The sequence below is a fragment of the Enterobacter cloacae complex sp. IR53041 genome (assembly GCF_049238285.1).
Classification (GTDB): Bacteria; Pseudomonadota; Gammaproteobacteria; order Enterobacterales; family Enterobacteriaceae; genus Enterobacter; species Enterobacter roggenkampii.
Window position 1 is genome coordinate 21,834 of the sequence record NZ_JBMKHB010000016.1, and the last position, 26,933, is coordinate 48,766.

29 protein-coding genes are annotated in these 26,933 nt (G+C 57.8%); 7 read left to right on the forward strand and 22 right to left on the reverse strand.

Annotated features, from left to right (window positions below):
• Positions 1–9: 9 nt before the first annotated feature.
• Together ACOTXF_RS12935 and ACOTXF_RS12940 are read right to left on the reverse strand one after the other, a co-directional pair.
• Positions 10–1,437 carry a non-oxidative hydroxyarylic acid decarboxylases subunit C gene (locus tag ACOTXF_RS12935; RefSeq protein ID WP_008499594.1) on the reverse strand — a complete coding sequence of 476 codons (1,428 nt, stop codon included), beginning with the start codon at positions 1,435–1,437 and terminating at the stop codon, positions 10–12.
• A complete protein-coding gene (locus ACOTXF_RS12940) occupies positions 1,427–2,029 on the reverse strand; it encodes a non-oxidative hydroxyarylic acid decarboxylases subunit B (protein WP_316937174.1) in 603 nt (200 codons plus the stop codon). The genes ACOTXF_RS12935 and ACOTXF_RS12940 overlap by 11 nt, the downstream gene beginning before the upstream one ends.
• 172 nt (positions 2,030–2,201) lie before the next feature.
• On the opposite strand from ACOTXF_RS12940, the gene ACOTXF_RS12945 reads away from it, so the two are divergent.
• The gene (locus ACOTXF_RS12945) at positions 2,202–2,609 is read left to right on the forward strand and encodes a MarR family winged helix-turn-helix transcriptional regulator (protein ID WP_008499596.1); all 408 of its coding nucleotides are present in this window, start codon (positions 2,202–2,204) and stop codon (positions 2,607–2,609) included.
• On the opposite strand, the gene ACOTXF_RS12950 is transcribed toward ACOTXF_RS12945, so the two are convergent.
• Complete coding sequence (locus tag ACOTXF_RS12950; RefSeq protein WP_048962671.1) at positions 2,606–3,493, reverse strand: LysR family transcriptional regulator; 888 nt, start codon at positions 3,491–3,493, stop codon at positions 2,606–2,608. The genes ACOTXF_RS12945 and ACOTXF_RS12950 overlap by 4 nt on opposite strands.
• 108 nt (positions 3,494–3,601) lie before the next feature.
• Here ACOTXF_RS12950 and ACOTXF_RS12955 point away from each other — a divergent pair, with 108 nt between their 5' ends.
• Entirely contained in the window at positions 3,602–4,804 is a 1,203-nt protein-coding gene (locus tag ACOTXF_RS12955) for an MFS transporter (RefSeq protein ID WP_048962669.1), read from the forward strand.
• Complete coding sequence (locus ACOTXF_RS12960) at positions 4,801–5,181, forward strand: DUF4440 domain-containing protein (protein ID WP_032675421.1); 381 nt, start codon at positions 4,801–4,803, stop codon at positions 5,179–5,181. The genes ACOTXF_RS12955 and ACOTXF_RS12960 overlap by 4 nt, the downstream gene beginning before the upstream one ends.
• 52 nt (positions 5,182–5,233) lie before the next feature.
• Here the strand turns inward: ACOTXF_RS12960 and rpoS are convergent, their stop codons facing one another.
• Both rpoS and nlpD read right to left on the reverse strand, forming a co-directional pair.
• Positions 5,234–6,226, reverse strand: a complete 993-nt coding sequence (rpoS, locus tag ACOTXF_RS12965; RefSeq protein ID WP_008499600.1) for an RNA polymerase sigma factor RpoS — start codon at positions 6,224–6,226, stop codon at positions 5,234–5,236.
• Positions 6,227–6,285: 59 nt separating this feature from the next.
• Entirely contained in the window at positions 6,286–7,359 is a 1,074-nt protein-coding gene (nlpD, locus tag ACOTXF_RS12970) for a murein hydrolase activator NlpD (protein WP_240613108.1), read from the reverse strand.
• On the opposite strand from nlpD, the gene ACOTXF_RS12975 reads away from it, so the two are divergent.
• Positions 7,301–7,432, forward strand: coding sequence for a peptidase (locus ACOTXF_RS12975; RefSeq protein ID WP_369751013.1), 132 nt, complete (start codon positions 7,301–7,303; stop codon positions 7,430–7,432). The two genes, nlpD and ACOTXF_RS12975, sit on opposite strands and share 59 nt — an antisense overlap.
• 94 nt (positions 7,433–7,526) lie before the next feature.
• Here the strand turns inward: ACOTXF_RS12975 and ACOTXF_RS12980 are convergent, their stop codons facing one another.
• The 11 genes from ACOTXF_RS12980 to cysG form a co-directional block, all read right to left on the reverse strand.
• Positions 7,527–8,153, reverse strand: coding sequence for a protein-L-isoaspartate(D-aspartate) O-methyltransferase (locus ACOTXF_RS12980; protein WP_008499604.1), 627 nt, complete (start codon positions 8,151–8,153; stop codon positions 7,527–7,529).
• Positions 8,147–8,908 carry a 5'/3'-nucleotidase SurE gene (surE, locus tag ACOTXF_RS12985; RefSeq protein WP_023344809.1) on the reverse strand — a complete coding sequence of 254 codons (762 nt, stop codon included), beginning with the start codon at positions 8,906–8,908 and terminating at the stop codon, positions 8,147–8,149. Before surE ends, ACOTXF_RS12980 begins: the two co-directional genes overlap by 7 nt.
• Positions 8,889–9,938 (reverse strand): tRNA pseudouridine(13) synthase TruD, encoded by a 1,050-nt coding sequence (truD, locus tag ACOTXF_RS12990; RefSeq protein WP_047746433.1) that lies wholly within the window; start codon positions 9,936–9,938, stop codon positions 8,889–8,891. The genes surE and truD overlap by 20 nt, the downstream gene beginning before the upstream one ends.
• Complete coding sequence (gene ispF / locus ACOTXF_RS12995) at positions 9,935–10,414, reverse strand: 2-C-methyl-D-erythritol 2,4-cyclodiphosphate synthase (RefSeq protein ID WP_008499607.1); 480 nt, start codon at positions 10,412–10,414, stop codon at positions 9,935–9,937. The genes truD and ispF overlap by 4 nt, the downstream gene beginning before the upstream one ends.
• The gene (gene ispD / locus ACOTXF_RS13000) at positions 10,414–11,124 is read right to left on the reverse strand and encodes a 2-C-methyl-D-erythritol 4-phosphate cytidylyltransferase (protein ID WP_023344811.1); all 711 of its coding nucleotides are present in this window, start codon (positions 11,122–11,124) and stop codon (positions 10,414–10,416) included. Before ispD ends, ispF begins: the two co-directional genes overlap by 1 nt.
• Before the next feature lie 19 nt (positions 11,125–11,143).
• A complete protein-coding gene (gene ftsB, locus ACOTXF_RS13005) occupies positions 11,144–11,455 on the reverse strand; it encodes a cell division protein FtsB (protein ID WP_008499609.1) in 312 nt (103 codons plus the stop codon).
• A gap of 166 nt (positions 11,456–11,621) precedes the next feature.
• Positions 11,622–11,948 (reverse strand): DUF3561 family protein, encoded by a 327-nt coding sequence (locus ACOTXF_RS13010; protein ID WP_008499610.1) that lies wholly within the window; start codon positions 11,946–11,948, stop codon positions 11,622–11,624.
• 58 nt (positions 11,949–12,006) lie between these two features.
• Positions 12,007–12,612, reverse strand: coding sequence for an adenylyl-sulfate kinase (gene cysC, locus ACOTXF_RS13015; protein WP_021241908.1), 606 nt, complete (start codon positions 12,610–12,612; stop codon positions 12,007–12,009).
• The gene (gene cysN, locus ACOTXF_RS13020) at positions 12,612–14,036 is read right to left on the reverse strand and encodes a sulfate adenylyltransferase subunit CysN (RefSeq protein ID WP_047746431.1); all 1,425 of its coding nucleotides are present in this window, start codon (positions 14,034–14,036) and stop codon (positions 12,612–12,614) included. Before cysN ends, cysC begins: the two co-directional genes overlap by 1 nt.
• Before the next feature lie 9 nt (positions 14,037–14,045).
• Positions 14,046–14,954, reverse strand: a complete 909-nt coding sequence (gene cysD, locus ACOTXF_RS13025; RefSeq protein ID WP_008499613.1) for a sulfate adenylyltransferase subunit CysD — start codon at positions 14,952–14,954, stop codon at positions 14,046–14,048.
• 9 nt (positions 14,955–14,963) lie between these two features.
• The gene (gene cysG / locus ACOTXF_RS13030; protein ID WP_394815761.1) at positions 14,964–16,322 is read right to left on the reverse strand and encodes a siroheme synthase CysG; all 1,359 of its coding nucleotides are present in this window, start codon (positions 16,320–16,322) and stop codon (positions 14,964–14,966) included.
• Positions 16,323–16,559: 237 nt separating this feature from the next.
• On the opposite strand from cysG, the gene ACOTXF_RS13035 reads away from it, so the two are divergent.
• Entirely contained in the window at positions 16,560–17,603 is a 1,044-nt protein-coding gene (locus ACOTXF_RS13035; RefSeq protein WP_008499615.1) for an aminopeptidase, read from the forward strand.
• A 98-nt stretch (positions 17,604–17,701) separates the two neighbouring features.
• Here the strand turns inward: ACOTXF_RS13035 and cysH are convergent, their stop codons facing one another.
• From cysH to cysJ, 3 genes are read right to left on the reverse strand one after another with little or no spacing between them, the layout of a single operon-like run.
• The gene (gene cysH, locus ACOTXF_RS13040; RefSeq protein ID WP_232926945.1) at positions 17,702–18,436 is read right to left on the reverse strand and encodes a phosphoadenosine phosphosulfate reductase; all 735 of its coding nucleotides are present in this window, start codon (positions 18,434–18,436) and stop codon (positions 17,702–17,704) included.
• A gap of 15 nt (positions 18,437–18,451) precedes the next feature.
• Positions 18,452–20,164, reverse strand: coding sequence for an assimilatory sulfite reductase (NADPH) hemoprotein subunit (gene cysI / locus ACOTXF_RS13045; RefSeq protein ID WP_008499617.1), 1,713 nt, complete (start codon positions 20,162–20,164; stop codon positions 18,452–18,454).
• Positions 20,164–21,969, reverse strand: a complete 1,806-nt coding sequence (cysJ, locus tag ACOTXF_RS13050) for an NADPH-dependent assimilatory sulfite reductase flavoprotein subunit (RefSeq protein WP_047746425.1) — start codon at positions 21,967–21,969, stop codon at positions 20,164–20,166. The genes cysI and cysJ overlap by 1 nt, the downstream gene beginning before the upstream one ends.
• A gap of 306 nt (positions 21,970–22,275) precedes the next feature.
• Between cysJ and queD the strand changes: the two genes are divergently transcribed.
• Positions 22,276–22,638 carry a 6-carboxytetrahydropterin synthase QueD gene (gene queD, locus ACOTXF_RS13055; RefSeq protein WP_023325982.1) on the forward strand — a complete coding sequence of 121 codons (363 nt, stop codon included), beginning with the start codon at positions 22,276–22,278 and terminating at the stop codon, positions 22,636–22,638.
• An 88-nt stretch (positions 22,639–22,726) separates the two neighbouring features.
• Here the strand turns inward: queD and queE are convergent, their stop codons facing one another.
• Genes queE through ACOTXF_RS13070 form a run of 3 tightly spaced genes read right to left on the reverse strand, consistent with a single transcriptional unit; the run spans position 22,727 to position 25,719 of the window.
• Positions 22,727–23,398 carry a 7-carboxy-7-deazaguanine synthase QueE gene (gene queE, locus ACOTXF_RS13060; RefSeq protein WP_047746419.1) on the reverse strand — a complete coding sequence of 224 codons (672 nt, stop codon included), beginning with the start codon at positions 23,396–23,398 and terminating at the stop codon, positions 22,727–22,729.
• Positions 23,399–23,452: 54 nt separating this feature from the next.
• Positions 23,453–24,160: an N-acetylmannosamine-6-phosphate 2-epimerase gene (locus ACOTXF_RS13065; RefSeq protein ID WP_047746417.1), complete on the reverse strand. Its 708-nt coding sequence runs from the start codon at positions 24,158–24,160 to the stop codon at positions 23,453–23,455.
• Positions 24,160–25,719, reverse strand: a complete 1,560-nt coding sequence (locus ACOTXF_RS13070; RefSeq protein WP_023294452.1) for a PTS transporter subunit EIIC — start codon at positions 25,717–25,719, stop codon at positions 24,160–24,162. Before ACOTXF_RS13070 ends, ACOTXF_RS13065 begins: the two co-directional genes overlap by 1 nt.
• Before the next feature lie 165 nt (positions 25,720–25,884).
• Here ACOTXF_RS13070 and ACOTXF_RS13075 point away from each other — a divergent pair, with 165 nt between their 5' ends.
• Positions 25,885–26,709: a MurR/RpiR family transcriptional regulator gene (locus ACOTXF_RS13075; protein WP_008499624.1), complete on the forward strand. Its 825-nt coding sequence runs from the start codon at positions 25,885–25,887 to the stop codon at positions 26,707–26,709.
• The last annotated feature ends 224 nt before the right edge of the window (positions 26,710–26,933 follow it).

Below are 26,933 nucleotides of genomic sequence, written 5' to 3' on the forward strand. Positions count from 1 at the left end.
TTTTCCTCCTTATTGGCGTGCAGCCAGCATCGCGGTCAATTTTTCAGCCCAGGCTTTGGTTTCGGGAAGATCCTGAACCGGCTGGCTATAGTGGCCCCGGGTGTCCGGTGCGACAGGCGTGGTCGCATCAATAATCAGTTTGTCGGTAATACCCGCCGGACTGGATCCCGGATCGAGTTCAAGCACCGACATGTTCGGCAGCTGCACCAGATCGCCTGCTGGGTTGACCTTCGATGACAGCGCCCACATCACCTGCGGAAGGTTGAACGGGTCGACATCCTCATCCACCATGATCACCATCTTCACGTATCCCAGGCCGTGCGGCGTGGTCATGGCGCGCAAGCCAACCGCGCGGGCGAAGCCGCCGTAACGCTTTTTGGTGGAGATGATCGCCAGCAGACCATGGGTGTACATCGCGTTTACCGCCTGCACTTCCGGGAACTCCGCTTTCAGCTGCTGGTAGAGCGGCACGCAGGTGGCTGGCCCCATCAGATAATCAATCTCGGTCCACGGCATGCCGAGGTAAAGGGATTCGAAAATCGGTTTGGTGCGGTAAGAAACTTTGTCGATACGGACAACCGTCATGTTACGGCCACCGGAGTAGTGCCCGGTAAACTCGCCGAACGGCCCTTCAATTTCGCGCTTACGGCCTTCAATCACCCCTTCCAGGATCACTTCAGAACCCCATGGCACGTCGAAGCCGGTCAGCGGCGCGGTGGCAATCGGGTACGGGCTTTCACGGAGCGCACCGGCCATTTCATATTCCGACTGATCGTATTTCAGCGGCGTCGCGCCCATCAGGGTGATGATCGGGTCGTTGCCCAGCGTAATCGCAATCGGCAGGTCTTCGCCGCGCTCTTCCGCTTTGTGCAGATGCAGGGCGATATCGTGCATCGGCACCGGCTGCAGGCCGAGCTTGCGCTTGCCCTTCACTTCCATGCGGTAGATGCCAACGTTCTGCTTGCCGAAGTTATCCGGGTCGAGCGGATCGCGCGAGACAACGCACGCTTTGTCGAGATAAAAACCACCGTCCCCGTCGTTCAGGCGGAACAGCGGCAGGATGTCGAACAGGTTAATGTCTTCACCGTCCACCGTATTCTGCGCCCAGGCCGGGTTGGCGCGGCGCTCTGGCGCAATCGGGAATTTATCCCAGCGGCGAATAAACTCGTCGATCTGCTTTTTCACCGGCGTGTTCGCAGGCAGCCCCATCGAAATAGCGTGATTTTGCCAGGAGCCGATGGTGTTCATCACCACGCGGGCATCGGTAAAGCCGCGAATGTTGTCGAACCACAGCGCGGGTGCGCCGTCACCGATGCGGCCTGTCGCGTTGGCTGCCGCCGCCAGATCCGGCTCGGCGTTTACCTCTTCCTCAATTTTCAGCAGTTGCCCTTGCTCATCGAGCGCCTGCAGGAAGCTTCTCAGATCATCAAATGCCATCTTTATTCTCCTGTGAAAAATGTTTCCCCTCCCGCAACCCGTTCCAGCGGCGCGCCTTTTTATACTCCAGGCCAAACTGGTCGAGCACGCGGGTCACAATATGCTGGGTAATGTCATCGGCGGTTTGCGGGTGGTTGTAGTACGCAGGCATGGGCGGCACCATCGCCACGCCCATGCGGGAGAGCGCCAGCATGTTCTCCAGATGAATGGTGCTGAGCGGCGTTTCACGGGGCACCAGCACCAGCTTACGCCCCTCTTTCAGCACCACATCCGCCGCACGGCCCACCAGCCCTTCGGCATAGCCCGCGCGGATCCCGGCCAGCGTTTTCATGCTGCAGGGAATGACGATCATGCCGTCGGTACGAAACGAGCCGGAGGAGATGGTGGCGGCCTGGTCAGCCGGGCTGTGGACGACGTCAGCCAGGGCAGCAACATCCTGGGCGGTGTAAGGCGTTTCCAGCTCAATGGTGGTTTTTGCCCACTTCGACATCACCAGATGCGTCTCTACTTCCGGCATTTCCCGCAGCGCCTGCAGCAGCGCCACGCCCAGCGGAGCACCCGTCGCCCCCGTCATTCCCACGATCAATCTCATTCATCACCTCAATCAATTTGTTCGTATGCGAACATTGTAGGTAAACTACTCCCGGATTGTTTTACTGACAAGATCGTTCGTACACGATCACACAAAATGCTAAAAAATGCCGCATTATCATCCTGGACTTTAGCGGCTATCATAGGGGGTGATTTTTTCTGTCGGAGTGTTCATGGAACTAAGACAAGAGGCGTTCCACCTGTTACGTCAGCTTTTTCAACAGCATACCGCGAAGTGGCAACATGCCCTGCCGGAACTGACCAAGCCGCAGTATGCGGTGATGCGCTCGATTGCCGAGCATCCGGGCATTGAACAGGTGGCATTGACTGAAGTCGCGGTCAGCACGAAAGCGACCCTGGCGGAAATGCTGAGCCGCATGGAGGCGCGCGGGCTGGTCAAACGCGAGCACGACCCTGCGGATAAACGCCGTCGCTTTGTCTTCCTGACGCCAGAAGGTGAAGCCCTGCTTGCAGACTGTAAGCCGGTAGGCAATGAGGTTGATGAGGCCTTTTTAGGACGCCTTAACAAGGCCGAGCGGGAGCAGTTCTCTGCGCTCATCAAAAAGATGATGCACGATTAACTCACGCTGGTGCGCATAAAATCGATAAAGGTGCGCACTTTTGCGGGCACATGCCGGGCATCAGGATAGACCGCATAGATCCCCTGCCGCGCAAAGGTATACTCCGGTAAAATCGTCACCAGCGTTCCCGCATCAAGCGAATCGCGCACCAGCCATTCCGGCAGTAACGCCACCCCACCGCCTGCGAGCGCAAAAGCCATAAGGGCCTGAGCGCTGTCGGCAAACAAACGCGGCGCCTTTTTTATCTCCAGCACGTCAGGCGCACCGCGGGCATCTTTCACCTGCCAGCGCAGCGGCGAGGCTAAGCGCTCGTGGATAATCCAGTCGGCCTGCGCCAGCTGCGCAAGCGATTCGATCGGGTTTCTCGCAAGCCACTCGGGCGTCGCGACGGGGAGAATAGAAAAGTGAGAAATCAGTGCGGCGTGGTTGCGCGAATCAACAAGCGTCCCCAGCCGGATGGCCACGTCAAAGCGCTCCGAGATAAGGTCTGCGTGCAGTGACGACGAAACATGTCGGACGCGAAGATCCGTGTGCTGCTGGCTAAACCTGGCCAGCAGCGGCACCACGACCCGGGCGCCATATTCAGGCGTGGTCGTGATCCGCAGCTCGCCGGTGAGCCCCGCATGGTTCGCACGGACATCATCCTGCAGCCGTTCGGCCTCCTTCAGAAGCGCCACGCTGCGCTGATGAAAAAGCACGCCCGCCTCGGTTAGCGTCAGGCGGCGGGTGGAGCGCAGCAGCAGCGTAACGCCCAGCTCATCTTCAAGCTGGCGGATATTGAAGCTGACGACCGCTTTTGTCAGCCCCATCGCCTCGGCGGCCGCCGTAAAACTGCCGGTGTCGGCCACCGCGATAAACATCTGCGTCCGCTGCAGGTTAATCATCATCACGCCCTTTACTGTCAAAATATTTTTGACAGTATATCGCGCTTTGTCAGGTTTATCCGTGATTCCCGAGCCGATACGATACGCCACCTCACCGGAGGATCCACCATGACGTATCGCAGCCAAGTTGCCGTTGTCTATCTGCTGGGCTTTTTTCTTGATTTGATCAACATGTTTATTGCCAGCGTCGCCTTTCCGGCGATGGCTCACGCCTTTAACACCACGCCTTCTGCCCTTGCCTGGGTCAGTAACGGCTACATTGCCGGCCTGACGCTGGCGATCCCGTTCAGCGGCCTGCTCTCGCGCCGCATCGGGCCAAAGCGCGTCATCCTGCTCTCGCTTTTTCTGTTCAGTGCCGCCTCCGCTGCGGCGGGCCTGTCTGCAACGCTGGAAAGTCTGATTGCCTGGCGAGTGCTTCAGGGCGTGGGAGGAGGCTTACTGATCCCCGTCGGACAGGCGCTGACCTGGCAACAGTTCAGGCCTCAGGAGCGTGCGAAGCTCTCTTCGGCGGTGATGCTGGTTGCGTTGCTTGCCCCGGCCTGCTCCCCGGCTATCGGCGGCGTGCTGGTGCAGACGCTAGGCTGGCGATGGATCTTTTTCGCCACGCTTCCGGTGGCTATCGTGACCTTCGTTCTGGCCTGCCTGTGGCTTAAACACGAAATGCCTGCGATGAACGCGGCCAGACTGCTAAACCTGACCTTGCTCGCGGACCCGCTTTTGCGTTTTTCCATGCTTGTCTATATCTGCGTTCCTGGCGTATTTATTGGGGTGAACGTCACGGGCATGTTTTATCTTCAGAACGTGGCGAACATGAGTCCCGCCGCTACGGGCATGCTCATGCTGCCGTGGTCTGTGGCATCGTTTATCGCCATCACGGCAACGGGACGTTATTTTAACCGTATCGGCCCCCGACCCCTGATCGTCATCGGCTGCCTGTTGCAGGCGACGGGCATTCTGCTTTTGATTAACGTCAGTTCGGCTACGCTGTTGCCTGCCGTCGCGTTTGCCCTGATGGGCGCCGGGGGAAGCCTGTGCAGCAGCACGGCTCAGAGCAGCGCGTTTCTGACAACGCGCCGGGACGAGATGCCGGATGCCAGCGCGCTGTGGAATCTCAATCGTCAATTGAGCTTTTTTGCCGGTGCCCTGCTGCTGGCGCAGGTGCTGAACCTGGCGCAGGCGTGGCTGACGCCACACGCCGCCTGGCACGGGATGTTTATTTTTGCCGCAGGCATGACCTTGCTGCCTGTACCGTACGTTTTTCGTCTTAACAATACGCAGGTGCTAAACCCGCTGCGACAGGAGAATTCATGACGCCTTTCGAACACGACATTATCGACCTCCACATTGCGCTTGAAGCATGGTTAGGCAAAGGTGAAGGCGAGGCCGACGCCCTGCTCGCCCGTTTCCGTCGCGATTTTCTGATGATCCCGCCGGGCGGTGTGCAGGTCGACTATAACGGCCTGGCCAGTTTTCTGGAAAAACAGCGCGGAAGCCGTCCCGGGCTGAAAATCGTCATTGACGAATTAACCACGATCCAGAGCGGCGAACGGGGTGCAGTGCTTCACTACCGGGAGACGCAAACCCGGCCAGACCTGCCCGTTAACGTGCGCTGGTCAACCGCGGTGCTTAATCAGGAAGGTGACAAAATAACCTGGCGTCTGCTGCACGAGACGGCGACGCAGCCGTAACACAAAAGAAAAAGGCCCGTCTCACGACGGGCCTTTTTTGACGAAAGGTTGCTTATTCGCGGAACAGCGCTTCGATATTCAGACCTTGCCCCTGCAGGATTTCACGCAGGCGGCGCAGACCTTCAACCTGAATCTGACGAACACGTTCACGGGTCAGGCCAATTTCGCGGCCGACGTCTTCCAGTGTCGCAGCTTCATACCCCAGTAAACCGAAGCGACGCGCCAGCACTTCACGCTGTTTGGCGTTCAATTCGAACAGCCATTTGACGATGCTCTGTTTCATGTCATCGTCCTGCGTGGTGTCTTCCGGACCGTTATCTTTTTCATCGGCCAGGATGTCCAGCAGCGCTTTTTCGGAGTCGCCACCCAGCGGGGTGTCAACGGAGGTAATGCGCTCGTTGAGACGCAGCATACGGCTTACGTCATCAACCGGTTTATCGAGTTGTTCGGCAATTTCTTCTGCGCTTGGCTCGTGGTCCAGCTTATGGGACAACTCGCGCGCGGTACGCAGATACACGTTCAACTCTTTGACGATGTGAATCGGCAGGCGAATCGTACGGGTCTGGTTCATAATAGCCCGTTCGATGGTCTGACGAATCCACCAGGTCGCGTAGGTTGAGAAACGGAACCCGCGTTCCGGGTCAAACTTCTCAACTGCGCGGATGAGACCTAAGTTGCCCTCTTCAATCAGATCCAGCAGAGCCAGACCACGATTGCCGTAACGGCGGGCAATTTTCACGACCAGTCGCAGGTTACTTTCAATCATGCGACGACGCGAGGCCACATCACCACGCAAAGCACGACGTGCGAAATAGACTTCTTCTTCGGCCGTTAGCAGTGGGGAGTAACCAATCTCCCCAAGGTAAAGCTGAGTCGCGTCCAGTACACGCTGTGTGGCGCCCTGCGATAACAGCTCTTCTTCAGCCAAATCGTTATCACTGGGTTCCTCTTCTACTAAGGCTTTTTCGTCAAAAGCCTCTACTCCGTTCTCATCAAATTCCGCGTCTTCATTTAAATCATGAACTTTCAGCGTATTCTGACTCATAAGGTGGCTCCTACCCGTGATCCCTGAACGAGACACCCTGGCTGGCATGCCCCGTCAAATTATCGCTGCGGCAAGTACTGCAGCGGGTTTACGGATTTCCCCTTGTAACGAATTTCAAAATGCAAGCGTGTAGAACTGGTTCCGGTGCTACCCATGGTAGCGATTTTTTGCCCCGCCTTAACTTCTTGTTGTTCCCGGACCAGCATTGTGTCGTTATGGGCGTAGGCACTCAGGTAATCATCGTTGTGTTTGATGATGATAAGATTACCGTAACCGCGCAGAGCGTTACCGGCATACACAACGCGTCCATCTGCGGTCGCGATGATAGCCTGTCCTTTACTCCCTGCGATATCGATCCCTTTATTTCCCCCTTCGGAAGAAGAGAAGTTCTCGATAACCTTGCCGTCAGTCGGCCAGCGCCATGCAGAAATCGGCGAACTGGAGGTCATACTGCTGGCAGTCGGTTCAGTAGAGCTAACCACAGGTGCCGTAACCGGTGCTGTGACAGCAGTCGCAGTCCCTTTATTATTCGGCAACATTTTGTTAGCAGTCTGATCACCTGAATCCTCAGAATACGTAATTACAGGTTGTGAAGCAACCACCGTGGTGGATTTTTGTGCAGGCTTAACGCTGTTATTTTGAGCCGTCACATCGGCCGCTGAAACCGTGTTGCCAGGCGTAAGCGGCGTACCCGTCGCGTTGCCCACCTGGAGCGTTTGCCCGACTTCCAGACCATATGGGGCCTGGACGTTGTTGCGCTGCGCGAGGTCACGGAAATCGTTCCCGGTGATCCACGCAATGTAGAACAGCGTATCGCCGCGTTTCACGGTATAGGTGCTGCCACCGGTGTAGCTGCCTTTCGGAATGTTCCCATACTGACGGTTATAGACTATGCGGCCGTTTTGGGTCTGAACAGGCTGTTCAACTGGCTGAACCTGCATTGGCTGTGTAACAGGATGTTGCACAGGCTGAATTTGTGGCGTTTGCTGCGGCGCAGCCGTTCCCATTTTAGGTGGCGGCGTGATTAACATTCCGCTGGACGTGTTACCGGAGCCGCTGTTTCCGCCGACGGAACTGACGGGGGCAGGCGCGTTGTTAGAACTTGTACAGCCTGCCAGCCAGAGCGAAACCAGTGATAATGCCGCAACACGGCTGATGGTGAATTTAGGGCTTCCCGCGCTCATTTATCCCCCAGGAATGTGTTAACTACCAGTGACTTAAAATTTACCGTGATGGCACGAATCTTTCGCGCCACACCATACGCTGAATTTGCCTTAATAACCCTGGATAATTCCGAGTCTCAGGCCAACTCCCCCTTCACCAGAGGCACAAAGCGCACGGCTTCCACGGTGTCGATAATAAACTCGCCGCCGCGCCGACGAACGCGCTTCAACAGCTGCTGCTCGTCCCCGACAGGCAGAACCAGAATGCCCCCCTCATCCAGCTGCGACAACAGGGCAGCTGGAATTTCTGGCGGGGCCGCCGTCACGATGATCGCGTCAAACGGGGCACGAGCCTTCCAACCCTGCCATCCATCACCGTGTCGTGTCGAAACATTATGTAAATCAAGTTGTTTCAGGCGACGACGCGCCTGCCACTGTAAACCTTTGATCCGCTCAACGGAGCATACGTGATGAACGAGATGCGCCAGGATCGCGGTCTGATACCCCGACCCGGTGCCAATCTCCAGCACGCGGGAATCGGGCGTCAGCTCCAGCAGCTCCGTCATGCGAGCCACCATGTAAGGCTGCGAAATCGTCTGGCCCTGCCCGATGGGCAGCGCCACGTTTTCCCACGCTTTGTGTTCAAACGCCTCGTCTACAAATTTCTCACGCGGAACCAAGGCGAGCGCTTCGAGCACGTGCTCGTCGCGGATCCCCTGCGCGCGTAGTTGTTCCAGAAGAGTTTGTACACGTTTGTTTACCATTGCGCGTTCACTCCTGCGCGTTCCAGCCAGCCCGACACCACATCATGCGCGCTATACGCGGTTAAATCTACGTGCAGCGGGGTAACCGAAACATAGCCTTCCTCCACGGCGGCAAAGTCAGTATCCGGACCCGCATCGCACTTATCGCCAGGAGGGCCGATCCAGTAAAGCGTGTTGCCGCGCGGATCCTGCTGCGGGATCACCTGATCGGCAGGATGTCGACTCCCGCAACGGGTGACGCGGATGCCTTTAATTTCATCGAGAGGAAGATCCGGCACGTTGATGTTGAGGATGCGTCCGGTACGCAACGGCTCGCGGCCGAGCGCCCGCAGGATCGAACAGGTCACCGCGGCAGCGGTGTCGTAGTGCGTGTAGCCGTTCAACGAGACCGCCAGCGCCGGGAATCCCAGATGGCGGCCTTCCATTGCGGCCGCCACGGTGCCGGAGTAAATCACGTCATCGCCGAGGTTAGGCCCGGCGTTAATGCCGGAGACGACGATATCCGGACGCGGCCGCATCAGCGCGTTCACGCCCAGAAAAACACAGTCGGTCGGCGTGCCCATCTGTACGGCAATATCGCCATTTTCAAAGGTAAAGGTGCGAAGCGACGACTCCAGCGTCAGCGAGTTAGACGCTCCACTGCGGTTACGATCGGGCGCCACAACCTGCACATCCGCAAACTCACGGAGGTGTTTCGCCAGGGTCTGAATGCCTGGCGCGTGGATCCCGTCATCGTTACTCAGCAATATTCGCATAATCACCCGAGGTGTTGATAAGTTCCCTGACAACACTGGTGGCAAAGCTGCCTGCCGGCAGCCAGAAGCGTAACTCGACGGTCACGTCATCCCACCAGTTCCAGCTTAACTGCTGCGGATAGAGCAGCATCGCGCGGCGTGCCGCGTCGACTTTTTCCCGCACCAGCAAGGACTGCAATTCTGGCGCATCCGCCACGGCTGACTGCTCGGCGGCCAGGGCCTCCCCCTGGGTTCCCCAGTCGCCCGTACCGGGCAACGCGGCGGTGATCAGCAGCCCTTTTGCGTCCACGCGCGACTGGACATCCGCCATCTCTTCGGCCGTTGCCACAAACCAGCTTCCGCGTCCCGCTAATTGTAGCGCATCGCCAACAACAACTTGATTCGCGTCTGGTTTTTTCAGCCTTTCACTCACAATCTGATTAAACAACGCACTGCGGGCCGCCGACAACCAAAAACTGCGTTTATTCCTGTCCCGCACCGGCGCGTCGCTTTGCGCCCAGCGCAGTGCGCCCTGCAGGTTGCTGCCGCCGATGCCAAAGCGCTGGGCGCCAAAGTAGTTCGGTACGCCGCGGTCGCTGATGGCATTCAGGCGTTTTTCAACGTCTTCACGGTCAGTCACTTCGCGCAGCATCAGCGTAAACGCGTTGCCTTTTAACGCGCCCAGACGCAGTTTGCGCTTGTGGCGGGCATATTCCAGTACCTTACAGCCCTCAAGCTCAAATTTGCTTAAATCAGGCATCGCATTGCCGGGAACGCGCGCGCAGAGCCACTGTTCCGTGACGGCGTGTTTATCTTTCTGCCCGGCAAAGCTCACCTCGCGGGCATGAATTTTGAGGAATTTTGCCAGCGCGTCGGCCACAAAGCGGGTATTGCAGCCATTTTTCAGAATACGCACCAGGATATGTTCGCCTTCGCCATCCGGCTCAAAGCCCAGATCCTCGACCACGAGGAAATCTTCAGGGCTGGCTTTCAGCACCCCGCTCCCCTGCGGCTTACCGTGCAGGTATGTCAGGTTGTCAAAGTCTGTCATTTGCTCGCCTTCACCAGCAGCGCCACGGCTTCACAGGCTATCCCTTCGCCGCGACCGGTAAAGCCCAGCTTCTCGGTCGTCGTCGCTTTGACGTTCACGTCGTCCATATGGCAGCCCAGATCTTCTGCAATAAATACGCGCATCTGCGGAATGTGCGGCAGCATTTTTGGGGCCTGAGCGATAATCGTCACGTCGACGTTGCCAAGGGTGTAGCCTTTCGCCTGGATGCGGCGCCACGCTTCGCGCAGCAGTTCACGGCTGTCCGCCCCTTTAAACGCCGGATCGGTGTCCGGGAACAGCTTGCCGATATCACCCAGTGCGGCCGCGCCCAGCAGCGCGTCGGTCAGCGCATGCAGCGCCACGTCGCCATCAGAATGCGCCAGCAGCCCTTTTTCATAAGGAATGCGCACGCCGCCAATGATAATTGGGCCTTCGCCGCCAAAGGCGTGTACATCAAAACCGTGTCCAATTCGCATTATGCCTTCTCCTGATGGGTCGAACGGGTAAGATAAAATTCCGCGAGCTGTAAATCTTCCGGACGCGTCACTTTAATATTATCAGCACGTCCTTCAACAAGCTCAGGGTGGAAACCGCAGTACTCCAGCGCAGAAGCTTCGTCCGTGATGGTCGCACCTTCGTTAAGCGCGCGCGTTAAGCAGTCGTGGAGCAGTTCGCGGGGGAAAAATTGCGGCGTCAGCGCGTGCCATAGATCGACGCGATCGACGGTGTGGGCGATAGCCCGTTTGCCCGGCTCGGCACGCTTCATGGTGTCGCGCACGGGGGCGGCCAGAATGCCGCCCACTTTACTGGTTTCGCTCAATGCCAGCAGACGAGCGAGATCGTCCTGATGCAAGCACGGACGTGCCGCGTCATGGACCAGCACCCACGGCGCGTTACCGGCCGCCTGAATGCCTGCCAGCACGGAATCGGCGCGCTCGGCACCGCCATCGACAACGGTAATCTGTGGATGATTTGCCAGCGGGAGCTGCGCGAAGCGCTCATCGCCGGGGCTGATAGCGATGATCGCCCGCGTCACCCGCGGGTGCGCCAGCAGCGCCGCCACGGCGTGCTCGAGGATCGTTTTATCGCCAATAGAGAGGTATTGCTTGGGACATTCTGTCTGCATGCGCCGGCCAAAACCTGCGGCCGGCACCACGGCGCATACGTCCGAAAAAGTTACTGCCATGTCGTAATCCTGGGCCTGATTATCGATTGTTTTGTGCTGAGCCCTGATTGCGTTTAGACGCATCCGGAACCAGACGATAAAAGGTTTCGCCCGGCTTAGTCATACTGAGTTCATTGCGTGCGCGTTCCTCAATCGCCTCTTGCCCGCCATTGAGGTCATCAATTTCAGCGAAGAGTTGATCGTTTCGCGCCTTAAGTTTGGCGTTTGTTGCCTGCTGAGCCGCGACGTCATCGCTCACCCGGCTATAGTCGTGCAGTCCGTTCTTACCGAACCACAGCGAATATTGCAGCCAGATTAGCAAAGCCAGCAACAGCAGCGTTAGTTTACCCATCCTGCCCCCTGAAAAACGGCATCATCATCCCAAGACTTCCCCAGAGCACTACGCCGGGGTAACAGAGATGCCGCAACATCGCGGGCAAATGTACCACATTTTTTCCGCAGAATCGTCCTGCTCAATATCGTTACACAGTTGGTTACGGTTTGAATTATGGCTGAAGTTAGCCCATGAGCCACAAAAATAACAGACCAAACATCAGCACCACCGTCACAATCGTGACCACGGTACTGTACAGGAGCTTGCCGTTGAGCAGCGAGTGAAGCGCAATGCCCACGACAACCGCCACGGGCATCAGCGCCAGAAAGAAAGGCCAGGTGTAGAGAAAGAAGAACAGCGTGTTGCCGCCGTAGATAAGAAACGGGATACCCAGCGCCAGCAACCATGAGACGAAGCCAATGATGGCCCCAGGAAATGACCAGGTCGTTTCGTCGTCGGTCGCAAGCGGCTCCGACCCGGTGGTGGTGATGTAATGTTCACTGTTGCGCATAGCTAGTCCTGTGACCGTGACTCATCGTTCGGGAAGACAGCTCCCGAACGATACCGTCTCAGGATCTGATAATATCGTCCCGTCTGAGCAGGTCTAATAATTGGCTTACTAAATTTGTTACCAATTGTTGACCCTCCAGGTGAATTTCAGGCGATTCAGGCGCTTCGTAGACCGCGTCAATTCCGGTGAAGTTGCGCAGCTCCCCGGCACGCGCTTTTTTGTACAGCCCTTTCGGGTCGCGCGCTTCGCAAACCTCCAGCGGCGTATCCACAAACACTTCAATAAAGCGATCCTGACCGACCCGTTCGCGCACCATCTGGCGCTCGGCGCGGTGTGGAGAGATAAATGCGGTCAGCACCACCAGCCCGGCGTCGGCCATCAGGCTGGCGACCTCCCCGACCCGACGGATGTTCTCTTTGCGGTCGTCGTCGCTGAACCCTAAATCGCTGCACAGGCCATGGCGCACGTTGTCGCCATCCAGCAGGTACGTGCTTACGCCCTGCTGATGCAATGCCTCTTCCAGCGCGCCCGCCACCGTCGATTTACCCGAGCCGGACAGCCCGGTAAACCACAGCACAACTCCACGGTGACCGTGGAGCTGTTCGCGCTGGGCGACGGTGACCGGATGAGGATGCCAGACGACGTTCTCATCATGGGCAGCCATTACTTGCCTCCCAGCAGATCGCGCGCGCCCCAGTGCGGGAAGTGCTTACGCACCAGCGCGTTCAGCTCCAGCTCAAAGGCGCTGAATTCTGAAGCTGCGGACGCCTGTTCGTTTGGCTCACGGACCATCCCCGCGCCGACGGTGACGTTCGTCAGGCGGTCAATAAAGATAAGCCCGCCCGTCACCGGATTTTGCTGATACGGATCCAGCACCAGCGGTTCGTCAAAGGTCAGATCGACCAGACCAATACCGTTCAGCGGCAGCTCGGTGACCTCGCGCTGGGTCAGGTTGTTGATGTCCACCTGGAACTGAATACCGTCCACGCGGGCGCGGGTCTTCTTGCCGGCGATTTTGATGTCGTAGCTCTGGCCTGCGGTCAGCGGCTGTTCCGCCATCCACACCACGTCCACGGACGCGCCCTGCACCGCCGCCAGCGTTTCCTGCGCGTCCACCAGCAGGTCGCCCCGGCTGATATCAATCTCGTCTTTCAGCACCAGGGTTACCGCTTCACCGGCGCCTGCGTCCTGGAGATCGCCGTCGAAGGTGACGATGCGTGCGATGGTCGATTCCACACCGGATGGCAGCACCTTGACGCGCTGACCCACCTTCACGGAGCCTGACGCGAGAGTACCGGAGAAACCGCGGAAGTCGAGGTTAGGACGGTTCACGTACTGCACCGGGAAGCGCATCGGCTGAGTGTCGACCACGCGCTGAATTTCAACCGTCTCCAGCACCTCCAGCAGCGTCGGGCCGCTGTACCACGGCATGTTCGCGCTCTGGGAGGCGACGTTATCCCCTTCCAGCGCCGAGAGCGGCACAAAGCGGATATCCAGGTTGCCCGGCAGCTGTTCGGCAAAGGTCAGGTAGCTCTGGCGGATCTCCTCGAACTTCTCTTCGCTGAAGTTCACCAGATCCATCTTGTTGACCGCCACCACCAGGTGTTTGATCCCCAGCAGCGTGGAGATAAAGCTGTGGCGACGGGTCTGATCCAGCACGCCTTTACGGGCGTCGATCAGCAGGATCGCCAGGTCACAGGTCGACGCGCCGGTCGCCATATTGCGGGTGTACTGTTCGTGCCCCGGGGTGTCGGCGATAATAAATTTGCGCTTCTCGGTAGAGAAATAGCGGTAGGCCACATCGATGGTGATGCCCTGCTCGCGCTCCGCCTGCAGGCCGTCAACCAGCAGCGCCAGATCCAGCTTTTCGCCCTGGGTACCGTGACGCTTACTGTCGTTATGCAGGGAGGAGAGCTGATCTTCATAAATCTGGCGCGTATCGTGCAGCAGGCGGCCAATCAGGGTACTTTTCCCGTCATCCACGCTGCCGCAGGTCAGAAAACGCAGCAGGCTTTTGTGTTGTTGCGCGTGCAGATACGCTTCCACACCGCCTTCGTTGGCAATTTGTTGAGCAATAGTGGTATTCATGGCGGCTCCTTAGAAATAACCCTGACGTTTCTTCAGCTCCATGGAGCCTGCCTGGTCGCGGTCAATCACGCGCCCCTGTCGCTCGCTGGTGGTCGACACCAGCATCTCTTCGATGATCTCCGGCAGCGTCTGGGCGTTGGATTCCACCGCGCCGGTCAGCGGCCAGCAGCCGAGGGTGCGGAAACGGACCATCTGTTTTTTGATCACTTCACCCGGCTGCAGGTCGATGCGATCGTCGTCGATCATCATCAGCATGCCGTCACGCTCCAGCACCGGGCGCTCGGCGGCCAGATACAGCGGAACGATCTCGATGTTTTCCAGATAGATGTACTGCCAGATATCCAGCTCGGTCCAGTTGGAGAGCGGGAAGACGCGGATGCTTTCGCCCTTGTTAATCTGGCCGTTGTAGTTGTGCCACAGCTCCGGACGCTGGTTTTTGGGGTCCCAGCGGTGGAAGCGGTCGCGGAAGGAGTAGATACGCTCTTTAGCGCGGGATTTCTCTTCGTCACGGCGCGCGCCGCCGAAGGCCGCATCAAAACCGTATTTGTTCAGCGCCTGCTTCAGCCCTTCGGTTTTCATGATATCGGTGTGTTTGGCGCTGCCGTGCACGAACGGGTTAATCCCCATCGCCACCCCTTCCGGGTTTTTATGCACCAGCAGCTCGCAGCCGTAGGCTTTCGCGGTACGGTCGCGGAATTCGTACATCTCGCGGAATTTCCAGCCGGTGTCCACGTGCAGCAGCGGGAACGGCAGCGTGCCCGGATAAAACGCTTTACGCGCCAGATGCAGCATGACGCTGGAATCTTTACCGATGGAGTACATCATCACCGGGTTAGAAAACTCGGCGGCCACTTCGCGGATAATATGGATACTTTCCGCTTCGAGCTGCCGCAGGTGTGTAAGACGTTTTTGGTCCATAACCGTTCCTTAAGCCAAATTTACAACAGAAGAACCAAAGCCTTCTGTATCGGTTGTGTGCTGAAACCAGGCGAGCGTGCTGTGCAGCTGCACCACTTCCCCCACCACGATCAGGGCAGGCATCGGGGCGTCTTTCGCCAGGGTTGCAAGTTCTTGAAGTGTGCCGACAGCAACATGCTGATCGACGCGCGTGCCGCGAGAAATGACGGCAACGGGGGTCGTCGCCTCGCGACCGTGCTGAATAAGCTGTTCGCTGATGTCCGCCGCTTTCATCGTGCCCATGTATATCGCCAGCGTCCGGCGGCTCTGGGCGAGATGCGACCAGTCGAACGGCGTGCTGTCCGCCTTGTAGTGGCCGGTCACAAAGGTGACGCTCTGGGCGTAATCGCGGTGGGTCAACGGGATACCGGCGTAGGCCGTTACCGCAGAAGCCGCCGTGATGCCGGGCACCACCTGGAACGGAACGCCCGCTTCGGCTGCCGCCTGCAGCTCTTCGCCGCCGCGACCGAAAATGAACGGATCGCCCCCCTTCAGGCGCACCACGGTTTTGCCCGCTTTCGCGGCGTCAATTAGCATCTGGTTGGTGTCGTGCTGCGGCACCGAGTGTTCGCCCGCCCGTTTGCCGACGCAGATTTGCTCCGCGTCGCGACGGATCAGCTCGCGCACGCCGTCGGTGACCAGGTGGTCGTAGAACACCACGTCCGCATCCTGCAGCACCTGCAGGCCGCGCAGCGTCAGGAGCCCGGCATCGCCCGGCCCCGCGCCCACCAGAATGATCTCCCCGCCCGTACTGCCGGGGTTATCCAGTTCGTCCTCGAGGATTTTCTGCGCCGCTGTCTCATTACCGGCATGCATCAGGCTGGCAAAGCGGCCGCGAAACACGCGTTCCCAGAAGCGACGGCGTTCCGTCACGCTGGTCAGGCGGGTTTTCAGATGGTTGCGCCAGTAGCTGGCTTTCTCCGCCATGCGCCCGAGGCTGGTCGGCAGCAGCGCTTCGATTTTTTCCCGCAGCACGCGCGCCAGCACCGGTGCGGTACCGCCGGAGGAGATCGCCACCAGCAGCGGCGAACGGTCAACGATCGACGGGAAAATAAACGAGCATAAAGGCTGGTCGTCCACCACGTTCACCAGGCGGTAACGGGCCTGAGCGGCGTCGGAGATCCGCTGGTTCAGTTCACGATCGTCGGTCGCCGCAATTACCAGCACGACGCTGTCGATTTGTGACTCGTCGAAATCCGCCTCTTCAACGACTTTTACCTGGGCCCCTGCGCGCTGCAGAAACGCGATTTTGCGATCGGCGATTTCACCCGTGCCAACCACCAGCACCGGTTTCTCTTTAATCGCAGCAAATAAGGGCAGATAGTCCACAGGCAACAACTCACTAACAACGAGGAATAGAGGGACTATAGGGGGCGGCTTAGACCGAATGAAATTACGAATTGGAATGAGTAGTTACTCAATGGAATAACGCTGCGAAAAAGCTAATACCAAAAAGTGCTTAACGCGCGAAATTTCGGGCATTTAAGAACGATTCAAATTGTGTATGGACGATCACAGTTTCATACTAGGCGGGTTATTATTTTGCTCTGTTTTTAAGGACTCACTATGTTTTCCGCAACGCGCCACCGTATTGCTGCCCTGGCGCTCGGCGTTTGCTTTATTCTTCCTGCCCAGGCAAAAAACCAACCTTATGGTGAAATCGCCACTATGCAGGCGCGGCATATTGCCACCGTTTTCCCTGGCCGCATGACCGGCTCGCCTGCGGAAATGCTCTCCGCGGACTATCTTCGCCAGCAGTTTGCCGACATGGGTTACCAGAGCGATATCCGATCGTTTCATAGCCGCTACGTCTATACCTCGCGAAATAAAACGAAAAACTGGCATAACGTGACCGGCAGTACGGTGATTGCGGCCCACGAAGGCAGCGCAAAAGAGCAAATTATCATTATGGCGCACCTTGATACCTACGCCCCGATGAGTGACGCCGATACGGATAACAATCTTGGCGGGCTGACGCTGCAGGGCATGGACGACAATGCCGCAGGCCTGGGTGTGATGCTCGAACTGGCCGAGCGGATGAAAGATATTCCCACCCAATATGGCATTCGTTTTGTTGCCACCAGCGGTGAGGAAGAGGGCAAACTCGGCGCTGAGAATCTCCTTAAGCGCATGAGCGCTGAGGAGAAGAAAAATACGCTGCTGGTGATCAACCTCGACAACCTGATCGTCGGCGATAAGCTCTATTTCAACAGTGGGCAGAGTACGCCGGGTACCGTGCGGAAACTGACGCGCGACCGGGCGCTGGCGATAGCCCGCAGCCATGGGGTTTATGCCACCAGCAATCCCGGCGGTAACCCGGATTATCCGCGAGGCACAGGCTGCTGCAACGACGGGGAAGTGTTCGATAAGGCGGGCATTCCGGTGCTGTACGTGGAAGCGACGAACTGGGCGCTGGGCAAAAAAGATGGCTACCAGCAGCGGGCTAAATCGAAGGCCTTCCCGGACGGGACGAGCTGGCACAACGTGATGCTGGACAATCAGCAGCACATCGATCGCGCGCTGCCGCAGCGGATTGAACACCGCAGTCGTGATGTGGTGAAGGTGATGCTGCCGCTGGTGAAGGAGCTGGCGAAAGCGGGGAAAGCCTGAGGCCGTTAAGCCCGGTGGCGGCTACGCCTTACCGGGCCTACATATGGAACGAGCCTTAGTAGGCCCGGTAAGCGCAGCGCCACCGGGCAAAAAGGTTATCACCCTTCGTGCAACCCGCACTCGCGCTTCAGCCCGAAGAATCGCGTCTCTTCTTCCGCCATTCCCGGTTCCCACTTACGCGTGGTGTGGGTATCGCCCACCGACAGATAGCCCTGGTCCCACAGCGGATGGTATTTCAGCCCGTGCTTTTGCAGGTACTGGTACACCGTCCGGTTGTCCCAGTCGATAATCGGCAGCACTTTAAACACCCCGCGCTGCACCGCCAGCACCGGTAAGGTTGCCCGGCTACCGGACTGCTCGCGGCGCAGACCCGCAAACCACGTCTGCGCATTAAGCTCTTTCAGCGCCCGGTTCATCGGCTCAACTTTGTTGATCTCATTGTATTTCTCAATGCCCTCAACGCCCTGCTCCCACAGCTTGCCGTAGCGCGCCTCCTGCCAGGCCGCGCTCTCCGTCGCGCGGTAAACTTTGAGGTTCAGCCTGAGCTTGTCCGTCAGATCGTCAATGAACTGGTAGGTTTCCGGGAACAGGTAGCCGGTGTCGGTGAGGATCACCGGAATGTCCGGACGGATCTGATTCACCAGATGCAGACTGACCGCCGCCTGAATACCAAAGCTCGACGAGAGCACATACTCTCCCGGCAGGTTTTCCAGCGCCCACACCACGCGCCCTTCGGCGTCCAGCTTTTCAAGGTGGGCATTGGTTTCTGCCAGCGCCAGAATGCGTTCGACTTTTGGCAGGTCATTAAGGGCGTTTAGATCGAGTACGGACATAATTACCTCTCGTGTTTACTCCCAGAAATCCCTGGCGGGATCGAGCACCGGGCGAATGATGCCCGCACGCACCGTAAAGTCGCCGAAGCCTTCACCCGCTTCGCGCTCTTTCGCCCAGCGCCCGACAAGCTCGTCGATGGAATCAAGAATTTCCGGCTCGGTGATGTTCTCGCGGAACATACGCGGAATGCGCGTGCCGATACGGTTACCGCCCAGGTGCAGGTTGTAGCGACCCGGCGCTTTCCCCACCAGCCCCAGTTCGGCCAGCATCGCGCGACCGCAGCCGTTCGGGCAGCCCGTCACGCGCATAACAATATGCTCGTCCGGAATGCCGTGTTTTTCCAGAATCGCTTCTACCTTGTCAGTGAATGACGGCAGGAAACGTTCCGCTTCCGCCATCGCCAGCGGACAGGTCGGGAACGACACGCAGGCCATTGAGTTTTCACGCTGCGGCTTCACCGCATCCATCAACCCATGTTCGCGCGCCAGCTTCTCGATCTTCGCCTTCTGGCTTTCCGGCACGCCGGCAATGATCAGGTTCTGGTTAGCGGTGATGCGGAACTCGCCCTTATGGATCTTCGCAATTTCCAGCAGACCGGTTTTCAGCGGACGCCCCGGATAATCCAGAATACGGCCGTTTTCGATAAACAGCGTCAGGTGCCATTTATTGTCGATACCCTTCACCCAGCCAATGCGATCGCCGCGACCGGTGAATTCGTAAGGGCGGATCGGCTCAAACTTGATGCCCGCGCGACGCTCCACTTCCGCTTTGAACGTCTCCACGCCCACGCGCTCCAGGGTATATTTGGTTTTCGCGTTTTTACGGTCGGTACGGTTACCCCAGTCGCGCTGGGTCGTCACCACCGCTTCCGCCACGGCCAGCGTGTGCTCCAGCGGCAGGAAGCCGAACTCGCTCGCGGTACGGGCGTAGGTTTTCTTGTTACCGTGTTCGATGGACAGGCCGCCGCCCACCAGCAGGTTAAAGCCGACCAGCTTGCCGTTTTCGGCAATCGCCACGAAGTTCATGTCGTTGGCGTGCAGGTCGATATCGTTCTGCGGCGGGATCACTACCGTGGTTTTAAACTTACGCGGCAGGTAGGTCTGGCCGAGGATCGGCTCTTCATCGGTGGTCGCGACTTTTTCCTGATCGAGCCAGATCTCTGCATAGGCGCGCGTGCGCGGCAGCAGGTGCTCGGAGATCTTCTTCGCCCACTCGTACGCTTCGGCATGCAGCTCGGACTCATACGGGTTCGAGGTGCAGAGCACGTTACGGTTCATGTCGTTGGCGGTCGCCAGCGCGTCCAGCCCAACGGAGTGCAGCATCTGATGCACCGGCTTGACGTTCTTCTTCAGAATGCCGTGGAACTGGAAGGTCTGACGGTTAGTCAGACGGATGCTGCCGTAGATCGTGTTTTCACCGGCAAACTTGTCGATCGCCTGCCACTGTTTGGTGGTAATCACCCCACCCGGCAGACGGCAGCGCAGCAGCATCGCATGACGCGGCTCCAGCTTCTGCTCTGCACGCTCGGCGCGGATGTCGCGGTCGTCCTGCTGATACATGCCGTGGAAACGGATCAGCAGGAAGTTATCGCCTTTGAAACCGCCGGTGAGACCGTCATTCAGATCTTCAGCAATGGTGCCACGCAGATAGTTGCTTTCCAGCTTCATGCGCTCGGCGTCTGTCAGTTTACCTTCGACCACCAGTGGCCCTGGATGTTTTTCGCTCATTAGTAGACATCTCGCTGATAACGGCGCTCAACGCGCAGCTCACTTAAAAATTCATCCGCCGCTTCGGCATCCATACCGCCGAATTCGGCAATCACTTCCAGCAAAGTCTGCTCAACGTCTTTCGCCATGCGATTGGCGTCGCCGCAGACATAAATGTGGGCACCGTCATTGATCCAGCGCCACAGCTCTGCGCCCTGTTCGCGCAGTTTGTCTTGTACGTATACTTTTTCTTTCTGGTCGCGGGACCAGGCCAGATCGATGCGGGTCAGTACGCCTTCTTTCACATAGCGCTGCCACTCCACCTGGTAGAGGAAATCTTCCGTAAAGTGCGGGTTGCCGAAGAACAGCCAGTTTTTACCCGGTGCGCCATCCGCCGCACGCTGCTGCATGAAGGCGCGGAACGGCGCAATGCCGGTGCCCGGGCCAATCATGATGACCGGCGTTTCCGGGTTTGCAGGCAGGCGGAAGTTGTCGTTGTGCTCGATAAAGACGCGCACTTCGCCCTCTTCTTCCACGCGGTCTGCCAGGAAGCCCGATGCCCCACCCGTACGGGCGCGACCTTCGATGTCGTAGCGCACCACGCCGACGGTGATATGCACTTCGCTCTCCACCTCGGCCTGAGACGAGGCAATGGAGTACAGGCGTGGGGTCAGCGGACGCAGCAGGCCGATCAGCGCATCGGCATCCAGCTGAGCCGGAGAGAAGCGCACCATATCGACAATTGGCGTCGTCGCGGCGTAATGCTGCAGCTTCGCCTTGTCGCCCACCAGCGGCAGCAGGGAATCGCTGCGCGTTAAGGTGGCATAATTTTCGACGATATTCGGGGTATTCACCGTCAGCTCAAAATGCCACTGCAACGCTTCAGAAAGCGGCTGCGTTTTGCCGTCAACGGTGACGGGCTCGTCGCCTTTCAGCCACAGCAGCTCAACCAGCTCTTTCACCAGCGCCGGATCGTTCTGATACCAGACGCCCAGCGCATCGCCAGGCTGATAGCGCAGGCCCGAGTCGCCGAGATCGATTTCGATATGGCGAACGTCTTTTTCGGAATCGCGGCCGGTAATTTTCTGGTTCACCGACAGGCTCGCCGCCAGCGGCGCCTCTTTGGTGTACGGGCTGGTGTGGATGTCGTTAACAGCACCCGTCGCGGTGAACGCGGCCTGGGCTGACGTCTCTTTCGGCACGCGCGCTTTTAGCACGTCGACGATGCGGGCACGCCATTCAGCGGCGGCGGTCTGGTATTCGACATCTGCGTCAACGCGGTCCAGCAGGCGCTCTGCGCCCAGCTCCGCCAGCCTGCTGTCGAAGTCTTTGCCGGACTGGCAGAAGAATTCATAGGAGGTATCGCCCAGGCCAAAGACGGCAAACGCCGTGCCATCCAGCTTCGGCGCCTTTTTCGAGAACAGGAACTTATGCAGCGCCACCGCTTCTTCTGCGGGTTCACCTTCACCCTGCGTAGAAGCCACCACCACCAGCAGTTTTTCTGACGCGATTTGCTTAAATTTATAATCCCCGGCGTTGACCAGGTTCACATTCAGCCTGGCGGCCAGCAGGTCGTCACGCAGCGCTTCGGCCACGCGGCGGGCGTTACCCGTCTGCGAGGCGGAAATCAGGGTAATGGCCGGAATTTCTACGGCCGTGGCCGGTGCACCCGCCACAGCGCCAGGCTGCTGATTGAGCATTCCCCAGAAATAACCGGAGACCCAGGCAAGCTGAGTGGGAGAAAAATCAGAGGTGGCAGCCTGAAGGCGCGCCAGCTGCTCCGGGTTCAGGGGAAGCAAGTTTGAAGGTGGGGCCTGTGTTGTCATGCGTCGTTATGTTCCAGTAGCCAAGCGGACTTTAAGCGAATAAATCCAAACTGAAGATAAGGTTAACGGCGAGGATAATAACAATTAAAGAAGGGATGGAAATAATAAATAACCAAATGGACTAACCTGTTTTGGTTGTCATGCTTAGCGATAAAACCGATTAAATAATTATTTGAAATATAAGAAGAAATATCGATAAACACCCCGTATACGAGGCGGTTGCCGCTCAGAGCCGTTTTAGTTAATGCTAAAAATTGTGCTTTCCGGTACTATGCGGCGGTTTTTTCCGCATTACTGAGAGCGATCATGTCCACCACACTGTTTAAAGATTTCACCTTCGAAGCCGCCCACCACCTTCCGCATGTCCCTGAAGGGCATAAATGTGGCCGTCTGCACGGGCATTCGTTCATGGTGCGTCTTGAGATCACCGGTGAAGTTGATCCGCATACCGGTTGGATCATGGATTTTGCCGAGCTGAAGGCGGCGTTTAAGCCGACCTACGATCGTCTGGATCACTACTACCTGAATGAGATCCCGGGCCTTGAAAACCCGACCAGCGAAGTGCTGGCAAAATGGATTTGGGATCAGATGAAACCGCAGGTACCGCTGCTGAGCGCGGTGATGATCAAAGAGACCTGTACGGCAGGCTGCGTGTATCGCGGCGAGTGATGCTTGCCGGGTGGCGGCTTCGCCTTACCCGGCCTACAAAAGCCTCGAAACCCAGGCCCGGTAAGCGCTCGCGCCACCGGGCTTTTTTTCAGGCAATATTCAGATACTTGTGCGTCTGCATCGACAGGCGCCAGTTGCGCGCAATACAGGTTTCAATGCACAGGCGCGTTGCATCGTCTTTCTGGCTGATAGGCTGCAGGGCAATGACCCGCTGCTTTTCGTCCGTCAGCGTGGCCAGCAGTTCATCCAGCGCTTCGATATCACGCACGCGTCCTACCGGGTGCTTAATCTCATCCGCGCGCTCCAGCGCCTGAGACAGCACGTCATACCCACCGCGCATATTCACTTTTGGCGATACCGTCACCCAGGTGGTGTGCGAGCAACGCACTTCATGGGTGCCGCTGGTTTCGATCTGGCAGCTGTAGCCGTTCTTTTCGAGCAGCCCGGTCAGCGGCGTCAGATCGTGGATGCAGGGTTCACCGCCGGTGATCACCACGTGACGCGCCGTCCAGCCCTGACGACCAATGATGGCGAGCAGATCTTCGGCACTGCCCGCGCCCCACTTATCGCTCTCTTTGGTTTTCGCCAGAATGCTAAACAGCGACACTTCCCGATCTGCGAGCTTATCCCACGTATGTTTGGTATCACACCAGGCACAGCCAACCGGGCATCCCTGTAAACGAATGAAAATAGCGGGAACGCCGGTAAAGTAACCCTCGCCTTGCAGGGTCTGGAACATCTCGTTAATCGGGTACTGCATAGTCATCTCAGTAAAGGGGATAAACGATAAGTATCGCAGATCCCCGCCGGATGGTCATGCTCCATCGGTGCTTTGCGCGTCAATCGCCGCCATAAACCGTTCCGTGATTTGCTGCGGACGGGTGATCGCGCCGCCGACCACCACCGTATGCGCGCCCAGCGCCAGACACCTGGCCGCGCGTTCAGGCGTATCCACGTTGCCTTCGGCAACCACGGGAACCGTCACGGCCGCCAGCACCGCCTTCAGGAACGCGCAGTCGTTTTCCGGAAGTGAATGGCCCGCCGTTTCCGCCGTGTAGCCGTAAAGCGTGGTGCCGACGCAGTCGAAGCCCAGCGCCTGCGCCGTCACGGCTTCCTCCACGGAGGAGATATCCGCCATCAGCAGCACCGCGGGATAACGTGCGCGGATGCGCGAGACCAGCGTTTCCAGAGATTCTCCGCCGGGACGTGACCGCGCCGTCGCATCAAGCGCAATGATGTCCGGCGAGACGCTCATGAGCTCATCCACTTCTTTCATTGTCGCGGTGATAAACACCTCGCTTTCGGGATAATCCCGTTTGATGATGCCGATGACCGGCAAAGACACCTGCTGCCTGATGGCCTCGATATCCACCACGCTGTTCGCGCGAATGGCGGCAGCCCCGCCCTGTGCCGCAGCCAGCGCCATGCGCGACATAATAAACGGGCTGTGCAGCGGTTCATTTTCCAGCGCCTGACAGGAGACGACCAGTTTTCCCTTCAGGGTATCCAGTACAGTTTTCATTACGATAAGATCTCTTCCACTTCGTTTTTGATAATCGTGACGTGCGGGCCATAAATGACCTGAACGCCGTTGCCGCGCACGATAACGCCGCGCGCCCCGGTGGCTTTCAGTGCCGACTCATTCACTTTGCTGCCGTCTTTAACCGTGACGCGAAGACGCGTGGCGCAGCAGTCCACCTCGTCCAGATTCTCTTTTCCGCCTAATCCGGCGATCACCGCGGCTGCGCGTTCGTTTTGCGGCAGACTGACCTCATCAGCCATTGCCTCCTTTTCCCGACCTGGCGTCGCGAAATCAAAGCGGTTAATCAGATAGCGGAAGGTAAAGTAGTAAAGGAAGAACCACGGTACGCCGACCAGCGGAACGAACATCCAGTTGGTTTTGGCTTCTCCCTGCAAAATGCCGAACAGTACGAAGTCGATGAAACCGCCGGAGAAGGTTTGCCCGATGGTGATATGCAGCATGTGCGCGAGCATGAATGCCAGCCCGTCAAACAGCGCATGGATGACGTAGAGCACCGGCGCAATAAACAGGAACGAGAATTCGATAGGCTCGGTAATTCCGGTCAGGAACGAGGTTAACGCCGCAGAAAGCAGCAGCCCGGCAACGCGTTTTTTGTTCTCGGGTTTTGCCGTGTGGTACATCGCCAGGCACGCCCCGAGCAGGCCAAACATCATCGTAATAAAGCGCCCGGACATGAAGCGTGACGTGCCCTCATAGAAATGTTGCGTGTTCGGGTCAGCCAGCTGAGCGAAGAAGATCCGCTGTGTGCCTTCCACGAGGTGTCCGTTGACGATTTCACTCCCGCCAAGCGCGGTGGTCCAGAAAGGCAGATAGAAGATGTGGTGCAGACCGAACGGGCCCAGCATGCGTAAAATGAAGCCGTACAGCAAAGTACCCAGATAGCCGGTCGCATCCACCAGCCCGCCGAGACCAAAAATCAGCTTCTGGAAATGCGGCCAGACCACGGTCATGAGCGCACCGACGAGTATCGCCGCCAGCGAGCTGATGATAGGAACAAAGCGCGAGCCGCCAAAAAAGCCCAGGAACTGCGGAAGTGCAATCTTGTTAAACCGATGATGGAGCGCGCAGGTTACCAGCCCAATCACCACGCCGCCAAAGACGCCGGTTTCCAGCGTCTGAATACCCAGCGTCATGCCCTGCCCCACCGCACCCGGGTTCTCATGCGCCAGTTTGCCGGTGAGGATCAGCAGCGCGTTGATGGTGGCATTCATCACCAGAAACGCGAGAAGCGCCGCCAGCCCCGCCGTGCCCTTATCGCTTTTTGCCAGCCCGACGGCGACCCCAACCGCAAACAGCACCGAGAGGTTCGCAAACACGATTGATCCTGCGCTGCTCATGATGGTGAAAATGGCCTGCAGCCAGCTCACGTCTAAAAACGGATAGGCCGCCAGCGTGTTGGGATTGGATAGCGCGCCGCCTATCCCCAGCAGCAGACCTGCCGCAGGCAGCACGGCAATCGGCAACATAAAGGATTTGCCAAAGCGCTGCGCTTTTTCAAACCATCCCCCTGAAGAAGCCCCACTGAATATTTGCATCATTTTTTCATCCCCCCATTAATAGATGAAAATTTTTACCATATTAATTTTAAGCAGTGAAAATTATCATCAAAAACCAGGACGACGATCATACTTTTTCGAAATGACTGGCATCCTTCCCCCGCTTTCCGCCACACTAGTCGCAGAGAAACGCATTAAGGATCGAGCATGTCAGACCATGAAAACCTGCTGCTGAAGCTACGCCAGGAGGCTTCCGGGTACAGCCCAACACAACAAAAACTCGGTGAGTTTGTTCTCAGCGATCCTGCCCGGGTGCTCTACCTGACGATCACCGAACTGGCGCGCGAGAGCCACACCAGCGAGGCCAGCGTGACGCGTCTTTGCCGCACGCTGGGCTGCAAGGGCTATAACGAATTTAAAATGGCGCTTGCGCTGGATATTCAGCAGGGCCAGCCCGCGCGTCAGGCGGGGGATGAGATTGATAACGTCGTGGATGAGTCGGTGCAGGCTTTGCAGGACACCGCCAGGCTCCTTGACCGCACGCTGCTTGAAAAGGCCGCGCTGGCGCTGCATCAGGCGCAGTCGGTGCAGATTTATGGCGTTGCAGCCAGCGCGATCCTCGGGGAGTATCTGCACTACAAGCTGTTGCGGCTGGGCAAACCCGCACAGCTGTTTAGCGATATGCACCGCGCGGCAATGAATGCGACAACGCTTTCGTCAGAAACCCTGGTGGTGGCAATCTCCAGTTCCGGCTCAACGCGGGATCTACTCCATGTAGTGAAGCTTGCCCGCAAACGCGGCGTTAAGGTTCTGGCACTCAGCAATACGCCTCGCAGCCCGCTGGCGTCCCTGAGCGACATGCAGCTGGTGGCCGCCAAGCCAGAGGGGCCGCTTAGCGCGGGCGCGCTCAATGCCAAAGTTGGGGTCATGCTGCTGGTCGAACTGCTGACCACGTCCATGATTGCGCTGGATGGCCGTTACGGCGACGTTAGCCAGCAAACGGCGAGCGCCACGCTTCCTCTGTTACTCTAAAAACCCTTCGCAGGCTAAATAAAATAGCCTGCGCTTAATGTCGCCTGATTTAAGTTAAGTGGTGTTTAAATCATTTATCCGGTAAATGTTTGGTGTAACAAAGTATTATATTTATTACATTTCGAATTAAGTTCACCATCCGATGAGCGCCACAAAAAGGACTTTAAAATCATAATATTGAAATATTCATTTTAATAAATTGAATTTTCACCCTGCCTGTAATG

Coding starts and splice junctions, on each gene's coding strand:
- cysN (WP_047746431.1), bottom strand. CDS start 14,036: ATGAATACCACTATTGCTCAACAAATTGCCAACGAAGGCGGTGTGGAA.
- queE (WP_047746419.1), bottom strand. CDS start 23,398: ATGCAGTACCCGATTAACGAGATGTTCCAGACCCTGCAAGGCGAGGGT.
- ispF (WP_008499607.1), bottom strand. CDS start 10,414: ATGCGAATTGGACACGGTTTTGATGTACACGCCTTTGGCGGCGAAGGC.
- ACOTXF_RS13035 (WP_008499615.1), top strand. CDS start 16,560: ATGTTTTCCGCAACGCGCCACCGTATTGCTGCCCTGGCGCTCGGCGTT.
- cysH (WP_232926945.1), bottom strand. CDS start 18,436: ATGTCCGTACTCGATCTAAACGCCCTTAATGACCTGCCAAAAGTCGAA.
- ACOTXF_RS12980 (WP_008499604.1), bottom strand. CDS start 8,153: ATGGTAAACAAACGTGTACAAACTCTTCTGGAACAACTACGCGCGCAG.
- ACOTXF_RS12960 (WP_032675421.1), top strand. CDS start 4,801: ATGACGCCTTTCGAACACGACATTATCGACCTCCACATTGCGCTTGAA.
- ACOTXF_RS13075 (WP_008499624.1), top strand. CDS start 25,885: ATGTCAGACCATGAAAACCTGCTGCTGAAGCTACGCCAGGAGGCTTCC.
- surE (WP_023344809.1), bottom strand. CDS start 8,908: ATGCGAATATTGCTGAGTAACGATGACGGGATCCACGCGCCAGGCATT.
- truD (WP_047746433.1), bottom strand. CDS start 9,938: ATGACAGACTTTGACAACCTGACATACCTGCACGGTAAGCCGCAGGGG.
- ACOTXF_RS13065 (WP_047746417.1), bottom strand. CDS start 24,160: ATGAAAACTGTACTGGATACCCTGAAGGGAAAACTGGTCGTCTCCTGT.
- cysC (WP_021241908.1), bottom strand. CDS start 12,612: ATGGCTGCCCATGATGAGAACGTCGTCTGGCATCCTCATCCGGTCACC.
- ACOTXF_RS13010 (WP_008499610.1), bottom strand. CDS start 11,948: ATGCGCAACAGTGAACATTACATCACCACCACCGGGTCGGAGCCGCTT.
- ACOTXF_RS12950 (WP_048962671.1), bottom strand. CDS start 3,493: ATGATTAACCTGCAGCGGACGCAGATGTTTATCGCGGTGGCCGACACC.
- ACOTXF_RS12935 (WP_008499594.1), bottom strand. CDS start 1,437: ATGGCATTTGATGATCTGAGAAGCTTCCTGCAGGCGCTCGATGAGCAA.
- queD (WP_023325982.1), top strand. CDS start 22,276: ATGTCCACCACACTGTTTAAAGATTTCACCTTCGAAGCCGCCCACCAC.
- ftsB (WP_008499609.1), bottom strand. CDS start 11,455: ATGGGTAAACTAACGCTGCTGTTGCTGGCTTTGCTAATCTGGCTGCAA.
- ACOTXF_RS12945 (WP_008499596.1), top strand. CDS start 2,202: ATGGAACTAAGACAAGAGGCGTTCCACCTGTTACGTCAGCTTTTTCAA.
- ACOTXF_RS12955 (WP_048962669.1), top strand. CDS start 3,602: ATGACGTATCGCAGCCAAGTTGCCGTTGTCTATCTGCTGGGCTTTTTT.
- ACOTXF_RS12940 (WP_316937174.1), bottom strand. CDS start 2,029: ATGAGATTGATCGTGGGAATGACGGGGGCGACGGGTGCTCCGCTGGGC.
- ispD (WP_023344811.1), bottom strand. CDS start 11,124: ATGGCAGTAACTTTTTCGGACGTATGCGCCGTGGTGCCGGCCGCAGGT.
- cysD (WP_008499613.1), bottom strand. CDS start 14,954: ATGGACCAAAAACGTCTTACACACCTGCGGCAGCTCGAAGCGGAAAGT.
- rpoS (WP_008499600.1), bottom strand. CDS start 6,226: ATGAGTCAGAATACGCTGAAAGTTCATGATTTAAATGAAGACGCGGAA.
- cysI (WP_008499617.1), bottom strand. CDS start 20,164: ATGAGCGAAAAACATCCAGGGCCACTGGTGGTCGAAGGTAAACTGACA.
- cysJ (WP_047746425.1), bottom strand. CDS start 21,969: ATGACAACACAGGCCCCACCTTCAAACTTGCTTCCCCTGAACCCGGAG.
- ACOTXF_RS13070 (WP_023294452.1), bottom strand. CDS start 25,719: ATGATGCAAATATTCAGTGGGGCTTCTTCAGGGGGATGGTTTGAAAAA.